The sequence below is a fragment of the Bacillus sp. FSL R5-0286 genome (assembly GCF_038593245.1).
GTDB classification, from domain to species: Bacteria; Bacillota; Bacilli; order Bacillales; family Bacillaceae; genus Bacillus; species Bacillus altitudinis.
This window is the reverse complement of sequence record NZ_CP151977.1, coordinates 1,976,466-1,993,744: the sequence shown is the minus strand read 5'-3', so window position 1 is coordinate 1,993,744 and position 17,279 is coordinate 1,976,466. Positions and strand designations below refer to the sequence as shown.

Here is a 17,279-nt window from a genome sequence, read left to right as displayed (position 1 = left end):
CTTTTGTAAAGAATAGGGGCATTTTCCCATGTTGGCACATAACTTGCATAGTATAAAGTGAATGCTGATAGGGGGAATGGATATGAATCAAAAACTGTATCAACCTGCGCGACATTGGAAGGACATTGAACTTTGGAAGGACGTACCCGAGGAAAAGTGGAACGACTGGATTTGGCAGCTGACGCATACGGTCAAAACGCTTGAAGATTTAGAAAAAGTCGTGAACTTAACAGAAGAGGAAAAAGAAGGGGTGAAGATTTCTACGAAAACCATTCCACTCAACATAACACCCTACTATGCCTCACTGATGAATCCAGACGATCCAAGATGCCCAATTCGTATGCAGTCTGTACCGATTGCAGAGGAGCTTCATAAAACAAAATATGACCTCGAAGATCCGCTCCATGAAGATGAGGATTCACCTGTTCCAGGTTTAACGCACCGCTACCCAGATCGTGTGCTGTTTCTTGTCACAAATCAGTGCTCCATGTACTGCCGCTATTGTACGAGAAGGCGTTTTTCCGGTCAGATTGGGATGGGCGTGCCGAAAAAGCAATTAGATGCCGCCATTGGATATATTAGAGAAACCCCTGAAGTGCGGGATGTGTTAATTTCAGGCGGTGACGGGCTGTTAATTAATGATCAAGTGCTTGAATACATTTTGAAAAACTTACGAGACATTCCTCACGTTGAAATCATTCGAATTGGAACACGTGCACCGGTCGTGTTTCCGCAGCGAATTACAGATGAATTGTGTGAGATTTTAAAAAAATATCATCCGGTTTGGCTGAACACTCACTTTAATACAAGCATTGAAATCACAAAAGAAGCGAAAGAAGCGTGTGAGCGACTTGTCAATGCTGGCGTGCCTGTTGGTAATCAGGCAGTGATCCTAGCAGGAATTAACGACAGTGTTCCAATTATGAAGAAGCTGATGCATGATCTCGTCATGATTCGCGTCAGACCTTATTATATTTATCAATGTGATTTATCTGAGGGGATCGGCCACTTTAGAACACCGGTTTCAAAAGGCCTTGAAATCATTGAAGGCTTAAGAGGACATACGAGTGGTTATGCTGTGCCAAGCTTTGTTGTAGATGCACCAGGCGGAGGAGGTAAGATCACCTTACAGCCAAATTATTTATTATCTCAAAGCCCAGAGAAAGTGGTCCTGCGTAACTTTGAAGGTGTGATCACCTCTTATCCAGAGCCGGAACATTACGTCGCAGGCCAAGCAGATGCGTATTTTAATGAAATCTATGAAGAAAAGAAAGAACCCGCCATTGGCATAACAGCACTATTTGAGGATGAAGCAAGATCCTTTACGCCTGAAAATTTAAGCCGAATGAAACGAAGAGAGTCTTATGAAACGAATCCTGAACATGATACGCTCAAAAACAAACGTGAAAAACGAGATGAATTAAAAGAGAAGAAATATCAAGCCCAGCTCAAAAAAGAACAAACCGTAAAGGAGGAGAAATAACGTTGCTGACATGTGATTGGTGTGAGGAGAAGAAAGCGAACGCAGGACAGACCACAGTCTATTGGGAACTCATCACGGGCACACAATCGATTGAGATTTTGGAAACGCCTTCGATTTCTTGCACGCATTGCGGGATGACGTATCAGAAGGATGAGACAGTAAAAGAGATAGAAGATCAATTAATTTTAGTCGATCAAACAAAACTTCCAGAAAAAATCTCATATGAAGAATTAATGAGCATGGAGCGGTTATTAAAGCGTAATTACTTTGATTTTTCTTCATAAGTTGTACCTCCGCCTATACAAGTCATCAAATTCCTGTATAATATAACAACAAAATAGAGTGTCGCGGAGGGAAAAACAGGTGAAGTCGTTTTACCATTATTTAATGAAGTACAGACATCCAAAACCGAAGGATGAAATCAGTCATTTTGCAAATGCTGCTTATGAAGATCACAGCTTTCCTAAAGCATCCACTGATTATCATGAGCTATGTGCCTATTTAGAGTTAAATGGGGACTATTTAAGCTCCATGACGACATTTGATGAGGCTTTTGAGCAATACGAAGTAGAAGTCAAAAAAAAATAACACACACAACCGCTTGTTCCGTATGGAAGAAGCGGTTTTTTCATGAAGAAATAAAATGGCGTTTTGCATGGTGTGGTTGCCCATGCAGAATTCCTTGCGCCGGCATACGATACGTTAAGACCAAAAGTCGGGCAAGGGGGAGACAGAATGAAGGCGAAAGCACCAAAATATAAAGTAGGGGATATTGTCGTCGTTGTCATGTACGGCACAGTTGGAACGATAACAAAAGTCCATCAAATTGACCAACATTATCTATATGAGGTCAATCATAATGAGGTGCTTTATTTTGAAACATCACTTCAGCTTTACGATGAGTACGACGGGGTGATTGTAGATACAGAAAAGCTGGACATTGAATATGAGTTCCTCATTGGCGATGTTGTATATGTAAAGGATTACGGGAAAGAGCTATTTAAAATCATTGGCCATCGGACTGAGATATGGCGCTACCTTGAAGATGGCTGGGAAGATGTCATTTATGAACTGACAAGGTTAAAAGACGGAGAATGGCTGGAAACAGAAGAAGAAGACTTGACGCTTGTCCTAAGGAAATATGAGATGGATCAGTTTGTTCATCAGCTTCTTTTTGTGCATTACGTTGGAGAAACCTCAAAAGAAATAGAGGAAGATATGGTGCAAACCGCTCTATTACAGTTAGAAGAGAAACAAGAAAGCGAAGCATCACTAGAATTTCTCGCTGTATCTATAGTGGATGAGCTTCTTGATATTTACAATGATTATAAAATTCTCTATGAATTTTTCAAAGACCCAGAATATAAGGATATGATGGACTTTATTTTGGAAAGTTTAAACGAGCATTTTGGTTAAAAGAAGACTTGTCCTAACACGAATAAAAAGTAAGGAACACAGAAAAAAGCAATCACATAAAACCATCCCCTCAAGATACGGCCCATCACCTGATCAAAAGTATGTCCATCTAAAATGCTTAACCATTTCATTGCCTCATGCCCCTTTTCTTTTCGTTTACTGCATTTATATGTATGGAATGAGCCATTATGACAAACTGTAATAAAAATAAGGCAGCGTTCATACATCATAAAAAAGGAGGCGGAAAGCAATGAAAGAAGCAGATTTGGTGATTGATACAGAGGAAATTGCAGAATTCTTCTACACGGAGCTGGTCAAAAGAGGGTACATACCATCTGAGCTGGAAACGTTTGAGCTTGCCGATATTACATTTGAATATATGCTGAGGAAAGCAATGATAGTTGAAGAAGAGGCGCGGTAGGCACTATACTTTGAAGAGATTCTGAGTAGAAAGGGAGGGGAATTGTTTCGCGTGTATGTCATCATTTTTTTCCTTTTGTTTGGCGCCATCGCAGCGCTTATGGTGTCTGGCATGTTCCAGGAGTTGGACAACCAGATCATCTTATCGTTTGAAAACATCAGACTTCCTTTTTTAAATGATGTCATGCTGACTTTGACTGACTTTGGTATCAGTGCGCTGCTTGTCCCAATCATGCTCATCTTTAGCGTGGTGCTGTTTATGTATAAACGCTACCACTCTATTATGCTGCTTTTTCTACTATATATAGCAGAAAAAACGGTCAATCATGAACTGAAAGGACTGTTTGCTAGAGAGCGTCCAGCCTTTGATCATCTAGTGAATGAGACCTATTACAGCTTTCCAAGCGGTCATTCTATGAATGCAGCAACGATCTATCCATTTATCGCCTATCTATTAATTGAAATGTTTCCGTGGCTGAAAAAGAGACAAAAAGCAGTCTACATGGTGACAGGATGTTGTGTGCTGGTGATCGGCATCAGCAGGATGTATATCGGTGTTCATTATGTCACTGATGTAGCAGGGGGCTTTGCGATAGGACTAGCTTTATTTCTCATATGTAAAAAGATTGACGAAAAATTGTCCGTCATTCGACAAAAATAGAAGAAGGAAATTTATAGATCCCAGCCAATTTTATATAAAAGGGGAGGGATTTGAATGCAATTGACGTTGAGATTTTTTCAAAAGAAACCTTCAGCTTATCACTTAACCATTTATCAAACACCTGAATATGGTGCAGAAAGCGGACATCAACCTGTATACCGGACAAAGATTGGCGGCAGGACACACCTTGATGTACTGGAAAAAGCATTCTCGACATTTAATGTACAAGATACAGTCCCTAATGATTACAATGCACGGTTTATCACAACAGGGGATATCGTTGTGATTGATGACCAGAAAAAAGGGAAGTGCTACTACCAGCTCTTTCCGGCAGGATGGAAACGCAGTGAACGCCTAATGACGATGAGTTAAATATAAACGACGATGCCAGCTTTACTTTCAGCTGGTATTTTCTTTTTTGATCTCAATCGTTTATAATAAATGGGACTAAACACATGTTAAACGTAAGTGGAGGCTAAACAATGAGTGTACATATTGGAGCAGAAAAAGGACAAATTGCAGAAACGGTATTGCTGCCAGGCGATCCGCTTCGTGCGAAATATATTGCAGATACATATTTAGAAGATGTTGTGTGCTATAACGAAGTGCGCGGCATGTATGGTTATACTGGAACATATAAAGGAAAACGCATTTCTGTACAAGGTACTGGAATGGGCGTACCGTCTATTTCGATCTATGTGAATGAGCTGATCCAAAGCTATGATGTTCAAAACTTAATCCGTGTCGGTTCTTGCGGAGCGATCAAAAAAGATGTCAATGTACGTGACGTCATCTTAGCTCAAACATCATCAACAGATTCTCAAATGAACCGTGTGGCATTTGGACCGATTGATTACGCACCATGTGCTGATTTTGGTTTACTGAAAAAAGCCTACGACACAGCAGAAGCGAAAAATGTAGCTGTGCGTGTTGGGAATGTATTTACAGCAGACCAATTTTATAATGAAAAACCACTTGAGCTGATGGACCAATATGGAATTCTAGCGATCGAAATGGAGACAACGGCTCTTTATACGCTTGCTGCAAAATTTGGCAGAAAAGCGTTGTCGATTCTGACAGTGAGTGATCATGTGCTAACAGGAGAAGAAACAACTGCTGAAGAGCGTCAAACGACATTTGACGAAATGATCTTAATTGCACTAGATTCTGTTTTATAATAGTATAATGGGTGTGCTACGATGTAGCGCATCTTTATTTTTTTAGTAGAGCAAAAGGAAGGTATGTCATGAAGAAAAGCTATAAAATACTCTCAATCGCATCGATTCTTGGTTTGACGGCCGCATTATCAGGCTGCCAGTTGCTGGATCAGAAAAGCGGTACCACTGAATCTAACAAAACAAACGAACAAAAGAACGCAGCAAGTTCATCACCCCAGCAAAACTCAAACGATACGGCAGATTCATCTAATCAAGAGCTGACGTTAAAGAGTGAATATTTCAATGACATCAAGGTAGTGAGCGGACTGAAGACCATTCAAAACCCTGAAAATGTGCTTGCTTTAGTGAACAAAGAATATGCACTGCCAGGAACCTATAAACCTTCTGATCTCGTTGTACCAAAAGTGGAATTCTCTTTTTCAGAGGATATTGAAAAACGATATATTCGAAAAGAAGCAGCGGAGGCACTTGCGAAGTTATTCAAAGGTGCTAAAAAGGAAAACTTTGAGCTTGCTGCAGTATCTGGCTATCGTTCCTATGATCGTCAAAAAGTCATTTTTGATAGTGAAGTGAAACTAAAAGGGAAAGAAAAAGCCCAAGAAGCCGTAGCCTTACCAGGCGAAAGTGAACATCAAACAGGTCTAGCTATGGATATTTCCTCAAAAAGTGCCGGCTTTGAAATCTCTGAAAAATTTGGTGAAACACCTGATGGTAAATGGGTAGCCAAAAATGCTTACAAATATGGCTTTATCATCCGTTATCCAAAAGGGAAAGAAGACATCACGAAATATGAATATGAGCCGTGGCACCTGCGCTATGTAGGGAAAGAAGCTGCAAAAGCGATGCATGATCATGATTTAACATTCGAAGAGTACATGAACAAAGTGAAGAAAATATAAACAAATAAAAGGCCTCCCGAAGCTGGGAGGCCTTCTTTTATACGCCGTTTTAAAAAAAGAGCAAACCTGCTAATGCGAAGCCGGTAATAAAACCGAGTCCAATGCCATAAGCTGGACCCCAGCCATAATAACCTCCGTAATAACCTCCGTAATAACCTCCGTAATAGCCAAATCCTAAGCCCCCGCGGGACCCGCCGACTGGTCGGATATAAACTTTGCGGTTTGTCACCCGCTCAATACGTCCAACATGTACTCTGCCATGACGATCAGTAATTCTAGCTACTTTCCCCATATGCTGCTGACAAAGTTTGTAGTAGCGCTCCATGTTTTTCCTCCTTATGACAAACTCTTTTCACTCTTATCCTATGCGAAAGACTTCATAGAGTTTGGACAAAACATATAGGAGATTCGCTCATTTTATACTGTACATTCAAATACAAGGTGACTCAGATGTTCTCGGTGTGTTTGAATTAGGTCATAGTGTGTCTGCAATGTATCATAAAGAGAAGGTGGTATTTGATCTGATAATTCCATTTCGGTCGGCTCCTCCTGCACCATGTGCTCATCGAATGAGAGAATCTGAATGTCACGGAATCCTGCGGACGCTAACTGTTTTTTCCATTCAGAAAATGAAAAGAGGGAGTGAAACCCATAAAACTCCCGAATGGCTGCCTGTTCTTCTGAGGAAAGCGGCACTTTTAACACAGGCTCATTTGCGATCAATTGTTTTCCAGGAGCAAGCACCCGTTTTATCTCAGCAATCGCAGCAGGTAAATGGGTGAAGCTTAAAACAGATTCACTGATCAGTAGAGAGAACGAGTCATCTGCAAATGGCAGGTGTTCAATCGATGCTTGCTGTGCACGGAAAGGTAGTTGTTCCCGCTCGAATCGCAGATTGGCTTTTTCAATCATCAAAGGGTGTGTATCAATCGCCTCTACTTCATAACCTAAATGTCCTAAATAGGCTGCTGTTTGACCTGTGCCGCATCCAACATCCAGTATACGATCGTCAGACGCCAGGTTGAGATGCTCAATCATCGTTTTAGTTAGCTCAATTCCACCAGGATGGGCACCTGATACACCAAAATAGGCAAGCATTTCTACATAGTCACTCATGGAATCCCTTCTTTCTTTATCATGTTTCTCTCTAAAGATTATGCATTGCAGGGCTAAATGGCTTATCTTTTCAAATAGAAGTTTGATCCTTTGGTTGACGGATGAAGAATCGTCCTTGATAATAATGAAAGGAGATAAAGGTGGTGTTTTTTTGAAAAAACAATTCAAGTTCGTGATAGCCATTCTGGTGACAGCAGCGCTTTCCTCAGCGATTACATTTGTGATCACAAAACAAGGTGCTGTTAGCGTTTCAGGAGATGAGAAGTTTAGTAAACTCATGGCTGCATATACGAAGGTAAAAAACGAGTATTACGAAAAAACGGATGATCAAAAACTAGTAGACGGTGCGATTCAAGGCATGATCACATCACTTGATGATCCATACTCTACATATATGGATCAGGAGGAAGCCGAAGGGTTTAACAACACCATTTCATCTTCATTTGAAGGAATTGGTGCACAAGTAGAAGAGAAGGATGGACAAATTTTAATTGTCGCACCGATTAAAGGCTCTCCTGCTGAAAAAGCTGGTTTGAAACCTCATGATCGTATTTTAAAAGTGGATGGTAAAAGTACAAAAGGCATGTCAGTGAATAAAGCCGTTTCTCTTATCAGAGGGAAAAAAGGAACGGATGTCAAACTGCATTTGAACCGACAAGGTGTTGGAAATGTGGATGTGACAATCACAAGAGATACCATCCCGCTTGAAACGGTGTATGCTAAATTAACAAAAGATAAAATTGGCGAAATCCAAATCACGTCTTTTGCTGAAACGACGTCTAAAGAGTTAGATAAAGCGATTGATGACCTCGAGAAAAAAGGGGCAAAAGGTTTTGTCATTGATCTGAGAGATAATCCAGGCGGCATTATGACAGAAGCAATTGAAATGAGCAATGACTTTATCGATAAAGGAAAAGTCATTATGCAGGTTGAGGAAAAAGGAAAGAAACAAGTGTACAAAGCGGAAAAAGAACGCAAAGTTCATCAGCCGGCAGTTGTTCTTGTAAACGGCGGTTCAGCGAGTGCTGCTGAAATCATGGCGGCAGCTCTGCACCAATCCTCTAGCATTCAACTTGTTGGAGAAAAGACATTTGGTAAAGGGACTGTTCAAAATGCCCAAAGCTACAATGATGGTTCTAGTGTGAAATTAACCATTGCCAAGTGGCTGACACCAGACGGATCTTGGATTCACAAAAAAGGAATTGAGCCACAGGTGAAAGCATCTCTGCCGAGTTATGCGAAGCTGCCATACTTAAGTCCGAAAAAGACGTATCAACTGAATGATGATGGAGATGAAGTCAAAGCGGCTCAAAAAATGTTCCAAGCGCTTGGCTACAAAGCAAAAGCCAATGGAGAATATGATCAAGCATTCCAGTCGGTCGTGAAAAGGTTCCAATCAGATCACGATCTAAAGGCTGATGGTATTCTGACAGGGGACACAACGACGGTACTGATGACAAACATCCAAGATAAGCTCAAGAAAAATGATACGCAAATGAAAAAAGCCATTGAAGTGTTGAAAAAAGAAATGAAATAGAAAAAGCAGTCCTCATCAGGGGACTGCTTTTTTTCTTGTGTTACGCTTTGTTAGCCACAGGTTCCGTTGTTTTCCCATTCTTTTCAAACAAATCACTTGTCACAGAATTAGATGTGACATTTTTCTGGAAGAATGGATTCAATATCAAGATGACCACAACGTTTGCTAGTAAACCGAGAAAGCCTTCATAAAGGCCGAATGTCATTTGTGTCATATTCGCTGTAAAGGTCACGATAATTCCTACGATGAGCCCCGCAATCGTTGCTTCTCTCGATTGTTTTTTCCAGAACAAGCTGATGGCAATGGCTGGGAAAATTTGAACCATTCCAGAAACACCGATCAGCTGAAGCGTGACAAGCGCAGTCGGGAACAGCATACCGAATAAAAGAGCAAGCCCGATCACGATAAATACCATCGAACGTGTAATGATCGTTAACCGTTTAGGTGACACATTTGGATGGATTAAATCACGGTACAAATTATTGGCAAATAAATTCGATGCCCCAATGGCCATGATCGAACATGGAATGAGAGAAGCAAGTGCAATCGTCGAATACGCAAGCCCCTGCATCACGCCGCCATATGACGTCTGAATTAAATGAAGAAGAGCAAATCTTGGATTTGTATCTTCCGGTAAGACTAAAAAGGCAATGAAGCCAAGGAAGATGACCAAAATCAATACAATGTTGTAAAGAGGTAAAAACATACTGTTTTTACGGATGGCATCTGCGCTTTTGGCTGTGAAAACACCAGTTGCTGCATGAGCCCACATAAATAATGCGAGTGCAGAAACACCTGATGCGGTAATAAACCACAAAATGCCTTTAGGGCCGCTTTCAGGAATCGTCAGAAGCTGTGGGGCTTCCTTAGCTAGCGTATTCATCATTGGTGTCCAGCCGTTAAAATGAATAATCGGGAGGGAAACGACCATAAAGAGCATGATCACCCAAACAAGAATATCTTTAATAATGGCTGTATATGTAGGACCTTTAATACCACTGAAAAATGTATAAAGTGCAACTAAAATAAATGAAATCATAACAACTGCATTCACATTGATATAACTCGTTCCAGCGACAGTTAACGTATCTTGAATCCCGCTTAGCTGAAGACAAATGTATGGAATGAGCATGAGTACACCAACAATGGCAATCAAACTAGATAACAGTTTACTGTCAAATCGCTCACGTGCATAATCAGCAAGTGTTGTCAGCTTGTGATTTTTTGCAACCGTCCAAAGTTTTGGTAAGAAGAAATACGCAATAAAATAAGCAAGAACGGAATAGGGGATAGCGAAAAAAGCAACACTTCCTGCTGTATAAGCTGTACTTGTGAGCCCTAAAAAGGTATAAGCAGTATATAAGTCTGCGCCAACAAGGAACCAGACGAGAAGCCCGCCAAATTTTCTCCCGCCAACAGACCATTCTTCTACTGATTGTCTTGATGATTTATCACGACCAGCGGCAAAACCGATGACCACGACGATGAAAATGATACTTGCAGTAATCAATAAAGCTGTTAAGTTTCCTTGCATTCGTCAGTTCCTCCATTTGAATGTTGCATCCTGTAAATGATAAATGTGCAAACGGGTGTGAGTACAATCCATAGTAAGAGCCAGAAGTGGAAAAAAGGCAGCCCGATGACAAATGGATGAATACGATTCACAAAGGGGAGCAGTGCAAGCTGTCCTATGAATGGAATCGCGATGAGTAGCGCCAGTATCAGTTTTTTGTTCATGTTTTCCTCCTCTAATATTTTGTAATTTCATAATAATAGCAGTTGTCAGATTAGATCACAAGACCATTTTCAGAAAAAACAATCATTTTTATGAATATCATACTAATATAACGCTTTCATTTTTAAAAAGAGGTAAATACTGATGAATGAGAAAGGAAGACTTGAAAATAAGTATGGAAAAATAATATTTAGAGCAAATAAAAAAGCCCCAGCATGACGCTGAGACTGTGCCGTTTTTTATAGAAAATCAGATACTTCTTCGATGTCAAAACGATTGCTTTTGTGAGCTTCTTTTGCTGCTTTCCCGACAGAAATCAACATCACTGGTTCGTATCGACCACTCACATTGAATTCTTTCACGTACGCTTCTTTGCTGAAACCGCCCATTGCGCATGTATCATATCCCATTGCTTTAGCCGCAATCATTAACTGCATAGCAGCTAACGAAGCGTTTGAATACGCAGCTTCACGTGCATATTGCTCGCTTTGGTAAGCACCATTGATTTGCGTCATCAGTGTTTCTTTAATATCTTCTGTGATGAAGCCTTGTTCTGCTAGCTCACTGTAGATTTTTTCACCCTTTAGATTGGCTTCAAGGTCACCTAGCACAGCAATCACAGCTGATGCTTGAGAGACTTGTTTTTGGTTGTAAGCAATTGGAAGAAGCTTTGCTTTTGATTCAGCACTATGGAAAACAGTGAAATGCCAATGCTGAAGGTTCCAAGCAGATGGTGCTTTTGTTGTGATATCAAGAAGCTCTTTTAACTCTTCTTTTGTCATTTCATGAGTTGTATCATACTCTTTTACTGAAGCTCTTTCTTTTAAAATGTCAATCGTTTTTTGATCGCTCGCCATATGGATATTTCCTCCCGTTTTTGCAAATAGTATGGTACAATAAATAAAAAAGTGAGAAACTTACTTATTGTAACTAGAGATATATTTTAAATTGTATACCGTTAGTTTGTCAAACGATTATGAAAAGAAAGGCTGAAATATATGGAATTTCAATTATGTCCAAACATTCAGCAAGCTTTTTTGCTTCTTGGCAAAAGATGGAATGGTCTCATCATTCATGTATTGCTTGATGGTCCGAAGCGGTTTAAAGACCTGACGGACATTATTCCATCCATCAGTCAAAAAATGCTCGCAGAACGCTTAAAAGAGCTTGAGCAAGAAGGAATCATAAAGCGCACTGTACTTCCTGAAACGCCAGTCAAAGTCATCTATTGTCTAACCGAAAAAGGGAGTGCATTACATGGTGTGTTCGGAGAAGTATCGCGCTGGGCAGGGGAGTATGCTGGATCTCATGTAAAAAAGGAGCAAGCCTAGTTTTAGGTTTGCCCAAACGTTTTGTCTCCTAATGAATATGCTGATGTTAGGCACATGACAAAGGAGGAGAAAAGCATGTACCCTCATACTCCGTATTTTCGAGGCGGTGCCCCTGGTATTCCGCCATATGAATCTAGAGTCCCTTTGTTTTTTGGTTTTGGCGCTCCTTTAGTCGGCGGACTGCTTGGCGGATTTCTAGGAAGTGCGATTTTTAATTATCCTCGTCCATATTACCCGCCACCACCACCGCCTGTTCCACCACCTTATGGCGGCGGATATCCACCATATTATTAAGAAAAAAGAGTAAGCCTGCTTCCATTTCAAAGCAGGCTTTTTATAATGGGATATCAATTTCAGAAATGCCTGGATCATCATGCTTTAAAAACATAATTTCTAAAATACCATCTTGATACGAAGCCTTCGTTCCTTTTCTTTTCACAGCAGCAGGCAGGACAACCTTCTTTTGTTTATTCTCTTCAGGAAAATGATCAATAAACAGCAGATTGGCTGTATGTTTGATTTTTACTTTTTCCGTGTTCGGACGATCGAGCTCTATTTTGACAAACACGTGATCTGTCGTCTCAAATACTTCAACATTCGGCTCTTTCTTTTTTTTATCGTCTGTCTTTCTTGTTTTCTGCTGCTGAGACAGCGGATCCTGAAAGGGGAATTGAGCAGAATAATTGGAGCCGAAAACACTTTCCATGACTTGATTGACATATTGCTCAACGTCTTTGGGATCTGAATTTTTTAACGCTTCTTTTGAAAATTGCTTTTGAAAAGGGAATAATCGGTTCCAGTCAAACATGCAAATCATCCTTTCTAAATGCCCTGAATTAGTATATGCCCATAAAGTGATGTGCGTGCTATAATATACGATAGGTTTAGAAAGGAATGGTTAGATTGAACGAACAACAATCAAAAGGTGTCTTATATACGGCTGCATCTTTTACATTATGGGGATTGTTCCCATTATATTGGAAACTGATGGAGCATATTTCGTCAGGCGAAATTTTAGCGCACAGAATAGTATGGTCCTTTGTTTTTATGTGCGGTATTCTTTTATATTTAAAGCAAGTCCGTCCAGCGATGCAGACTGTGAAAGGTCTGATGATAGATGGAAAAGCACTTTTTTCATTACTTTTATCGGCTATTTTAATTTCGGTCAATTGGTATGTATACATTTGGGCGGTAAATCACGATCTTATGCTGGAAGCGAGTTTAGGGTATTATATTAATCCGCTTGTATCAGTTTTACTAGGCATCATTTTCTTAAAAGAACGACTGAATAAAATGCAAACCACCGCCATTCTCATTGCCGCCGCTGGGGTCATCATCTCAACTGTTCAGTACGGCTCATTTCCTGTCGTGGCTTTCGTATTGGCTTTTAGTTTTGGGTTTTATGGACTGATTAAAAAAAGAATGAGTTTTACGAGTGCCATTGGATTAACCATTGAAACACTGCTTCTTGCACCAGCTGCACTTGTTTACTTATTCTTCTTCTTAAAAGAACCTGTTGTCACGATGAATCCGAGCAGCTTCGGCTCTCTTGGGCTATTATTTTTTGCAGGTGTCTTTACAGCTGTACCGCTTCTTTTATTTTCTGAAGGGGCCAAAAGAATTCCTTTATACCAAGTTGGTATTTTGCAGTATATTGCACCGACCATTACACTCTTTTTGGGGCTGTTTGTGTATCACGAACACTTATCTGCAGCAAAAATCGTGACATTCCTCTGTATTTGGGTGGCGATTTTACTATTTACAACCTCTCAACTCCGTATGAAAAAAACAGCGAATTCTCATTAAAGAGACGAAGCAGTTTGCTTTTTTTTGCAGGCGGATCATGTCATAATAAGTTGTTACCAAAACTGTAGAGGTGATCACATGTCATCAGTCGATGAGCTTGCACACGCTTATCAATCTTTATGGAAAAATCGGCAGCTTGATGTAGTGGATATGACTTCATTACACGAGGCGATACAAGATGATTTGCTTGATGCACGCACCCATCCTCGCGCAAGAAAGTCATTACATCAAAAGTATGTACTCGCTGTGGAAAGAATTTTAGAAAGCACGATTGAACAGGGTCATCAACTACAGCTGATCAGCTTACATACAAAAAAGCTGCGAGAACTAATTCAAAATGGAGGAAGGAACCACTCATGAAACCAATTCAAACGGAAGATGTCACAGCGCATCTTGAATCGTTTTTAAATCGGCCAGTCTTCGTTCATCTTGAAACGACAACTGGTTCTTATTCAGCTCATGTGAATGAGCAAAATATGACGGTCGTGGCGTATATCCGCAACGCAAAAGTCGTCTATTCACAGGCAAAAATAAAAGGACAAGGTCCATACCGTGTCGGGATGAAAACAGAAGATGGCTGGATTTACGCAGAAGGTTTAACCGATTACGTGTTTGATGAACAAGGCCGCCTGCTGTTAGCAGGACACCTGCCAGACGGAAAACTAGCGATCTCATTACAAATTAGTGAAACACCATTTCAGGTGTAGGAGAGAGGGGAACAGTGATGAACGAACATGTACTTGTGATGCTGCCTCACCCCGACGATGAATCCTTCGGGGTCGCAGGGCTCATCGCGCAAAGCAGAAAACGTGGAATTCCAGTGACGTATGCATGCGGGACACTTGGAGAAATGGGAAGAAATATGGGAAGTCCAACATATGCTAACCGTGAGACACTTCCTGAATTAAGAAAACAGGAATTAATCAATGCATGTAAAGAAATGGATGTCACAGACTTGCGAATGCTTGGTCTTCGGGATAAAACGTTGGAATTTGAAGATGATGAGTATTTAGCGGATGTGATGGAAAGTATTATTGATGAAGTGAAACCAACCCTTATTGTCACATTTTATCCAGGTCATGGTGTACACCCTGATCATGACGCGACAGGTGAAGCGGTCATTCGTGCTCTATACCGAAAGAAAAAAGAAGACCGTCCCGTCACATACTGTATGGCCATTACGAAAAATCGAGAAGAAGTGCTAGGAAATGCCGATATTGTGATTGATATTACGGATGTAGCCGGTATCAAATTAAATGCACTAAGAGCGCATAGAACACAAACAGAAGGCATGCTAAGAGAGCTTGAACAAAAGCTGAAAAACAAAGAACCAGTCGTTCAAAAATGGTTTGATGAAGAAATTTTTTGGACGTATCAATGGAATGACTAAATGAAAGGCAGCTGACTTCAGTCAGCTGCCTTTTCCTGTTGTATCAGAATGCATACGTCTTTCAATCAACCTAAGACGAACAAATAGGACGATGGCACCTGCCGCAAGCCCAGTAATCAGCCCAATCCAATAACCAAACGCTCCAAATGAGGTATACGTGCCAATCAAGTAGCCAGCTGGAAGGCCGATGACCCAGTAAGAGACAAACGCAGCAATCAGTGTATAATTCACATCTTTATACCCGCGTAGAGCTCCCTGAATTGGTGCGGCGATCGCATCTGACAGCTGGAAAAAGATCGCATACATCAAAAAGTGCTGTGTCATTTGTAAAACAGCTGATTCAGTTGTATATAAACTAGCGATCTCAGGTCTAAATAACAAGATGAGGGCTGCGGTACATAATGAGAACAAAACAGCTGTTGCAATGCCAATATAGCTGTAGCTTTTTGCGTCTTTATACCGCATGGCACCGGCTTCAAAACCTACAACAATCGTTAAAGCCATTGAGATACTAAGCGGCAGGATATATAAAATAGAAGCAAAGTTCATCGCTGCTTGGTGACTGGCGATTGTCACGGTATCAAAGTGACCCATTAAGAGCGTGACAGCTGCAAAAATACTTGTTTCAAAAAAGATCGCAAACCCTATAGGGATACCGATTTTCAGTATTTGACCCATTCGGGAGACGTTAAAGCGAGGTAATGTCTGAAACAACCGAAAGGACGCAAACGGTTCGGCTTTGATGACAATACAAATACTCATGATGAAAATCGCCCAATACGTCAGCGCAGATGCAAGACCTGCCCCTGCACCGCCTAGCTTTGGAAACCCAAAGTTTCCAAAAATAAAGAGATAATTTAAAACAAAATTAATAGGAAGTGCGGTTAACGTAATGAACATCGTCACACGTGTTTTTCCTAATGCATCAATGAACGATCTCATGACTGAATAACCAAAAAGCGGGATGATTCCAATAGCAAGGAAGCTGAGAAAATGACGGGCAATGATTTCTACGGATGGTTCAAGCCCAAGTCTCCCTAAAATAAAAGGAACACACAACGATCCAATGACAATCACCACGATACTTAAAAGAAAAGATAAATAAATGGCCTGGAAGACTGCACGAGGAACGTCTTCCCTGCGGCCGCCGCCCATCAGCTGAGCCACTATAGGGGTAACAGCCATTAAAATACCAGCGAGACCAGTATAAACAGGTGTCCAAATGCTCGAACCGATCGCTACACCTGCCAGGTCTTCTGCACTCACTTTTCCAGACATCACCGTGTCTAAAAATGTGATGAGCGAAAGACCTGCTTGTGTAATTAAAATCGGAATCAATATGGTTAAAAATTGTGCCAACTTTGCTCGAATGCTATTCGTTTCTCTCATCATAAGTTCCTCTCTGAACAGAAATAACGAGAGGAATTATATCACGCTATGTAAAAAAATCAATTCTCCGTCGGATTATTTTTCTTTGAGGGCTTCGTTTTTTTGAACATTTGGGCATAAATAAAAGAAAGACTGACAACACCTAAAATGCTGCAAGCATATTGAATCACTTTTTGAATGGTCATATTGAATTCACCTCCATACAAATAGAATGTGCACAATTTGTTATTTTATGACACAAGCGAATGAAGGAGGGACATGGTGAGATGATCAATCGCACAAATGAAGAAGCGATGTTTAAGTTAGAAATGAAATCTCATTTAACGCAAATTATGATGGATGCAAGGAAAATCGTCGATTCGCTTGACCAGACGGAACAATGCCTTCTTTGTGAACTCGAATCATTGCATGATCAGTTTAATGAAATGCATGCAGAGGCTTCCTCATTTTATTTACAAGCATATATGGAAGAATTCACACCAGGTTTTGCTCAATTTTCTTTAGCCATTGAGAACTTATCAAAACAAAAGCATGGCGCACTGATTGTGATTCAAAGGAGAGATGAGGTGGAGGATTATATACAAAAAGGGACAAACCTCCATGCGAAAATTAGCGCATCATTAATAGAAAGCATTTTCTATCCTGGAAACCCACTTCATGATGGCGCCCTTTTAGTAAAAGAAAATACGCTTGTTTCCGCTGCAAACGTCCTACCGCTCACCTCAAAAAAAGTCAGCCCTTCTCTAGGCACAAGACACCGGGCAGCCATTGGACTTTCTGGCATGACTGATGCCCTTGTTCTTGTGGTATCAGAAGAAACAGGGAAAATGTCGTTTGCAAAAGAAGGCGTCCTCTATCCGTTAACTGTAAAAGATCAAGAAATCAGAAAGTAAGCATGAACACAGCATTCTTCATTGG

26 protein-coding genes are annotated in these 17,279 nt (G+C 40.6%); 17 read left to right on the top strand and 9 right to left on the bottom strand.

Features of this window, described 5'->3' with window-relative positions; genetic code table 11:
• The first annotated feature begins 82 nt into the window (after window positions 1–82).
• From ablA to NST24_RS10045, 4 genes are all read left to right on the top strand, one after another.
• Complete coding sequence (gene ablA / locus NST24_RS10060) at window positions 83–1,483, top strand: lysine 2,3-aminomutase (RefSeq protein ID WP_008346434.1); 1,401 nt, start codon at window positions 83–85, stop codon at window positions 1,481–1,483.
• Between the two features lie 2 nt (window positions 1,484–1,485).
• Window positions 1,486–1,767, top strand: a complete 282-nt coding sequence (locus NST24_RS10055) for a YokU family protein (RefSeq protein WP_024718564.1) — start codon at window positions 1,486–1,488, stop codon at window positions 1,765–1,767.
• 79 nt (window positions 1,768–1,846) lie between these two features.
• Window positions 1,847–2,071, top strand: coding sequence for a YozE family protein (locus tag NST24_RS10050; protein ID WP_003215834.1), 225 nt, complete (start codon window positions 1,847–1,849; stop codon window positions 2,069–2,071).
• Between the two features lie 147 nt (window positions 2,072–2,218).
• Window positions 2,219–2,899 carry a hypothetical protein gene (locus NST24_RS10045; RefSeq protein ID WP_008346441.1) on the top strand — a complete coding sequence of 227 codons (681 nt, stop codon included), beginning with the start codon at window positions 2,219–2,221 and terminating at the stop codon, window positions 2,897–2,899.
• On the opposite strand, the gene NST24_RS10040 is transcribed toward NST24_RS10045, so the two are convergent.
• Window positions 2,896–3,030: a hypothetical protein gene (locus tag NST24_RS10040; RefSeq protein WP_017359686.1), complete on the bottom strand. Its 135-nt coding sequence runs from the start codon at window positions 3,028–3,030 to the stop codon at window positions 2,896–2,898. The genes NST24_RS10045 and NST24_RS10040 overlap by 4 nt on opposite strands.
• A gap of 119 nt (window positions 3,031–3,149) precedes the next feature.
• Between NST24_RS10040 and NST24_RS10035 the strand changes: the two genes are divergently transcribed.
• The 5 genes from NST24_RS10035 to NST24_RS10015 all read left to right on the top strand — a co-directional run bounded on the left by NST24_RS10035 (window position 3,150) and on the right by NST24_RS10015 (window position 6,057).
• Complete coding sequence (locus tag NST24_RS10035) at window positions 3,150–3,320, top strand: YozD family protein (protein WP_008346445.1); 171 nt, start codon at window positions 3,150–3,152, stop codon at window positions 3,318–3,320.
• 51 nt (window positions 3,321–3,371) lie between these two features.
• Entirely contained in the window at window positions 3,372–3,980 is a 609-nt protein-coding gene (locus NST24_RS10030) for a phosphatase PAP2 family protein (RefSeq protein ID WP_342461722.1), read from the top strand.
• A gap of 54 nt (window positions 3,981–4,034) precedes the next feature.
• Window positions 4,035–4,352, top strand: a complete 318-nt coding sequence (locus NST24_RS10025; RefSeq protein ID WP_007500756.1) for a hypothetical protein — start codon at window positions 4,035–4,037, stop codon at window positions 4,350–4,352.
• A gap of 110 nt (window positions 4,353–4,462) precedes the next feature.
• Window positions 4,463–5,158: a purine-nucleoside phosphorylase gene (gene deoD / locus NST24_RS10020; RefSeq protein ID WP_007500754.1), complete on the top strand. Its 696-nt coding sequence runs from the start codon at window positions 4,463–4,465 to the stop codon at window positions 5,156–5,158.
• Window positions 5,159–5,226: 68 nt separating this feature from the next.
• A complete protein-coding gene (locus tag NST24_RS10015) occupies window positions 5,227–6,057 on the top strand; it encodes a M15 family metallopeptidase (RefSeq protein ID WP_017367458.1) in 831 nt (276 codons plus the stop codon).
• Window positions 6,058–6,106: 49 nt separating this feature from the next.
• On the opposite strand, the gene NST24_RS10010 is transcribed toward NST24_RS10015, so the two are convergent.
• Window positions 6,107–6,382 carry a hypothetical protein gene (locus tag NST24_RS10010; protein ID WP_342461721.1) on the bottom strand — a complete coding sequence of 92 codons (276 nt, stop codon included), beginning with the start codon at window positions 6,380–6,382 and terminating at the stop codon, window positions 6,107–6,109.
• Window positions 6,383–6,474: 92 nt separating this feature from the next.
• Window positions 6,475–7,173 (bottom strand): class I SAM-dependent methyltransferase, encoded by a 699-nt coding sequence (locus NST24_RS10005; RefSeq protein WP_342461720.1) that lies wholly within the window; start codon window positions 7,171–7,173, stop codon window positions 6,475–6,477.
• Window positions 7,174–7,324: 151 nt separating this feature from the next.
• Here NST24_RS10005 and NST24_RS10000 point away from each other — a divergent pair, with 151 nt between their 5' ends.
• On the top strand, window positions 7,325–8,710 hold the full coding sequence (locus tag NST24_RS10000; RefSeq protein ID WP_342461719.1) for a S41 family peptidase: 1,386 nt from the start codon (window positions 7,325–7,327) through the stop codon (window positions 8,708–8,710).
• 40 nt (window positions 8,711–8,750) lie between these two features.
• Here NST24_RS10000 and NST24_RS09995 read toward each other — a convergent pair whose 3' ends face one another.
• The 3 genes from NST24_RS09995 to NST24_RS09985 form a co-directional block, all read right to left on the bottom strand.
• Window positions 8,751–10,244 (bottom strand): sodium:solute symporter, encoded by a 1,494-nt coding sequence (locus NST24_RS09995; RefSeq protein WP_041507073.1) that lies wholly within the window; start codon window positions 10,242–10,244, stop codon window positions 8,751–8,753.
• Window positions 10,229–10,447: a DUF3311 domain-containing protein gene (locus tag NST24_RS09990; protein WP_017359680.1), complete on the bottom strand. Its 219-nt coding sequence runs from the start codon at window positions 10,445–10,447 to the stop codon at window positions 10,229–10,231. The genes NST24_RS09995 and NST24_RS09990 overlap by 16 nt, the downstream gene beginning before the upstream one ends.
• A gap of 237 nt (window positions 10,448–10,684) precedes the next feature.
• Window positions 10,685–11,302, bottom strand: a complete 618-nt coding sequence (locus NST24_RS09985; protein ID WP_008346464.1) for a nitroreductase family protein — start codon at window positions 11,300–11,302, stop codon at window positions 10,685–10,687.
• A 141-nt stretch (window positions 11,303–11,443) separates the two neighbouring features.
• On the opposite strand from NST24_RS09985, the gene NST24_RS09980 reads away from it, so the two are divergent.
• Window positions 11,444–11,776: a winged helix-turn-helix transcriptional regulator gene (locus tag NST24_RS09980; RefSeq protein WP_008346466.1), complete on the top strand. Its 333-nt coding sequence runs from the start codon at window positions 11,444–11,446 to the stop codon at window positions 11,774–11,776.
• A 75-nt stretch (window positions 11,777–11,851) separates the two neighbouring features.
• Window positions 11,852–12,070: a hypothetical protein gene (locus NST24_RS09975; protein WP_003215921.1), complete on the top strand. Its 219-nt coding sequence runs from the start codon at window positions 11,852–11,854 to the stop codon at window positions 12,068–12,070.
• Between the two features lie 40 nt (window positions 12,071–12,110).
• On the opposite strand, the gene NST24_RS09970 is transcribed toward NST24_RS09975, so the two are convergent.
• Window positions 12,111–12,584 (bottom strand): spore gernimation protein GerT, encoded by a 474-nt coding sequence (locus NST24_RS09970; protein ID WP_342461718.1) that lies wholly within the window; start codon window positions 12,582–12,584, stop codon window positions 12,111–12,113.
• A gap of 95 nt (window positions 12,585–12,679) precedes the next feature.
• Here NST24_RS09970 and rarD point away from each other — a divergent pair, with 95 nt between their 5' ends.
• From rarD to bshB2, 4 genes are all read left to right on the top strand, one after another.
• Window positions 12,680–13,582, top strand: coding sequence for an EamA family transporter RarD (gene rarD, locus NST24_RS09965; RefSeq protein ID WP_024718571.1), 903 nt, complete (start codon window positions 12,680–12,682; stop codon window positions 13,580–13,582).
• A gap of 78 nt (window positions 13,583–13,660) precedes the next feature.
• Complete coding sequence (locus NST24_RS09960) at window positions 13,661–13,942, top strand: hypothetical protein (protein ID WP_342461717.1); 282 nt, start codon at window positions 13,661–13,663, stop codon at window positions 13,940–13,942.
• On the top strand, window positions 13,939–14,289 hold the full coding sequence (locus tag NST24_RS09955) for a YojF family protein (RefSeq protein ID WP_008346474.1): 351 nt from the start codon (window positions 13,939–13,941) through the stop codon (window positions 14,287–14,289). Before NST24_RS09960 ends, NST24_RS09955 begins: the two co-directional genes overlap by 4 nt.
• A gap of 17 nt (window positions 14,290–14,306) precedes the next feature.
• A complete protein-coding gene (gene bshB2, locus NST24_RS09950; protein ID WP_342461716.1) occupies window positions 14,307–14,972 on the top strand; it encodes a bacillithiol biosynthesis deacetylase BshB2 in 666 nt (221 codons plus the stop codon).
• 21 nt (window positions 14,973–14,993) lie between these two features.
• On the opposite strand, the gene NST24_RS09945 is transcribed toward bshB2, so the two are convergent.
• Window positions 14,994–16,361, bottom strand: coding sequence for an MATE family efflux transporter (locus NST24_RS09945; RefSeq protein WP_342461715.1), 1,368 nt, complete (start codon window positions 16,359–16,361; stop codon window positions 14,994–14,996).
• Between the two features lie 59 nt (window positions 16,362–16,420).
• Entirely contained in the window at window positions 16,421–16,546 is a 126-nt protein-coding gene (locus NST24_RS09940) for a hypothetical protein (protein ID WP_003215647.1), read from the bottom strand.
• A gap of 81 nt (window positions 16,547–16,627) precedes the next feature.
• On the opposite strand from NST24_RS09940, the gene cdaS reads away from it, so the two are divergent.
• Window positions 16,628–17,254, top strand: coding sequence for a sporulation-specific diadenylate cyclase CdaS (gene cdaS / locus NST24_RS09935; RefSeq protein WP_024718575.1), 627 nt, complete (start codon window positions 16,628–16,630; stop codon window positions 17,252–17,254).
• Window positions 17,255–17,279: the final 25 nt, after the last annotated feature.